A 2,127-nucleotide genomic window follows, 5' to 3' on the forward strand; every position below is an offset into this window, starting at 1 on the left:
CCGTCCACGATATTGGCCTTGGTCAGCCTGTTCAGGTCGCTCACGCGGCATCCTATCAGGCACTGGAACATGAAGATGTCACGGTAGACTGGGTAGGTAGTTCCCATGCCGCTCAGGTCTGCATAGTACACCTTGTCCCGCTCTTCGAGTGTCAGGTAGAACGGGTCGCCGTACATCGGCCGGGCAATCTGGTACTGGTCGAAGGGGTTGTTCCTTGTCAGTCCGCGCTTGATGCACCACTTGACGACGGTGCGGATGCGGTAGAGCGACCCTGACATGCTGTTCTCGGAACGCTTCTGCCCGACATCACGGTGCTTCTCGTTCCGGTAGAATACGGGATACATGTCCACATACCTGTATTCTTCCTGCATCCACAGTTTGAAGTCCCTGATGTCGTCCGCCGTAATGGTGTCGATGCAGAGGTGGAAGCCCCGCTGGTGCAGCACTTCGTGGCGGAAACGCTCGTAGCGCAGCACCTTGTTGAGATTGTCGAGATGGTGTTTCCGGCTTTCGTCCGCGAGCGGTGTTTCCTCGATGTATTTCCGTATCTGGTACGAGAGCAGGTACTCGTCGGCTTTGTTGCCGCCCCTTGCGTTGATGTTGGGATGGTGGTATTCCTCTATCAGGCTTTTGAGCCAGTTGCCGTCCACGCCCCGGTGGTACTCTTTCGTTATGAGGTGGGTGATCTGCTGCACGTCCTTGTCGAAGGCCATCTTCTTCTCCTCCGACACCAGAGCCACGCGGGGCTTGTAGCCCTGCCGTTCCGGGCTCCAGTGGTTGGGATTGATGGACAGTTCGCTCGCGGCCTTGATGTCCACTCCGCCGATGTCCCGGACACGGAAATAGACCCGTGCCTGGTCTGTTATGTTGTTCTTGGCGGCGGTCTTTCGGATGAATGCGGTCACTTTCATATATAAGTCCTCCTTTCTGTCTAGTCTATCATTTCTACAAGCCTTCGCTTCATGTCATCGTCTATCGTGCGGTAGCGGCTGAACGCCCGGCTGCCCTCCACATGTCCCGACATGGAAGCGATGAGGTTGGGGTCGGGTACCTGCCTGTACAGGTTGCCCACGAAGGTCTTGCGTGCCGTATGGCTGGTGGCCACCTCGTACAGGGGCTTCTGCATGGTGTTGTAACCGTGCGTGTCGAGGATGGTCACCGTCCTGTCTATGCCGCAGCGCTTCAGCAGCTCCCGTATGCCGAGGTTGTAGGTGTGTATCTGCCTGAACGGGAACAGTCTGTCGGCATTGGCATCGTAGCGTTCCAGTATCTTCAAAGCCTTCTCGTGCAGCGGCACCCTGACGGTCTTCGCCTGACATTTCTTCGTCTTCTGCGGCATGTATTCCAGAAAGCCGTCCTTGATGTTGTCCCGCGTGAGCCTGTAAAGGTCACCCACGCGGCAGCCGACATAGCAGTGGAACACGAAGATGTCCCGGATGACGGCCAGCTTCGGACAGTCACTCAGGTCCGCGTCATACAGGATGTTCCTCTCTTCCGAAGTAAGAAAGAAAGGGTCGCCATAGGTGGGCTCCTTGCAGCCATAGAGGGCATAGACCTCGTTGTCGGAATACTTCATCTTCTTGCACCAGTGCAGGAAGGTGCAGAACAGGTTCATGATGTTGATGACGGTCGTGCCGGAAAGCGGCCTCGGCCTGTGGTTGATGAGCGTGCGGGGAGTATAGAAGTCGGGATGCTCCTGCCGCAGTTTGTACTCGTTCACGACATAATCCCTAAAATCGTTCATTTGCTCCAGCGTGACGGTCTCCACGAAGAGGGTGAAGTCCGCCTCGCCCAGTATCTCCCGGCGGTAGTCGTGGTAGCGGGTCATCTTGCGCTCGAAGCGAACGATATGCTCCTTGGTCCTCTCCGCACCGTCAAACTTTTCCAGATACTCGTGGACGCGGGCGAGCAGGTTCGGGTGGTTCCGTTCGAAGGCGCGGGCCGGGTACAGCACATCCTCGATGACCTGCCTCATCCACCTGCCGTCCGCCTTGTCCGAGAAGGTCTTCTCCGCCCGCTCGATGATGGCGGCAATCTGTCCGGGCAGGCGTTTCTGCTCGGCGGCAGGAACAGCCGTCGTGCGCCTGTAACTGAGGGTGTCGGAATCCCAATACCTGTCCTGCACCT

General features: G+C 57.4%; 2 protein-coding genes. Both read right to left on the reverse strand.

Features of this window, described 5'->3' with window-relative positions:
* Nucleotides 1–911: phage integrase SAM-like domain-containing protein (locus QVO66_RS09900; RefSeq protein ID WP_288172794.1), on the reverse strand; the 911-nt coding region annotated here is incomplete at its 3' end.
* Between the two features lie 20 nt (nucleotides 912–931).
* Nucleotides 932–2,127, reverse strand: a 1,196-nt coding sequence (locus QVO66_RS09905) for a site-specific integrase (RefSeq protein ID WP_369678050.1), incomplete at its 5' end; no start/stop codon positions are given.

The sequence above is a fragment of the Prevotella sp. CAG:255 genome, from assembly GCF_000431195.1.
Classification (GTDB): Bacteria; Bacteroidota; Bacteroidia; order Bacteroidales; family Bacteroidaceae; genus Prevotella; species Prevotella rara.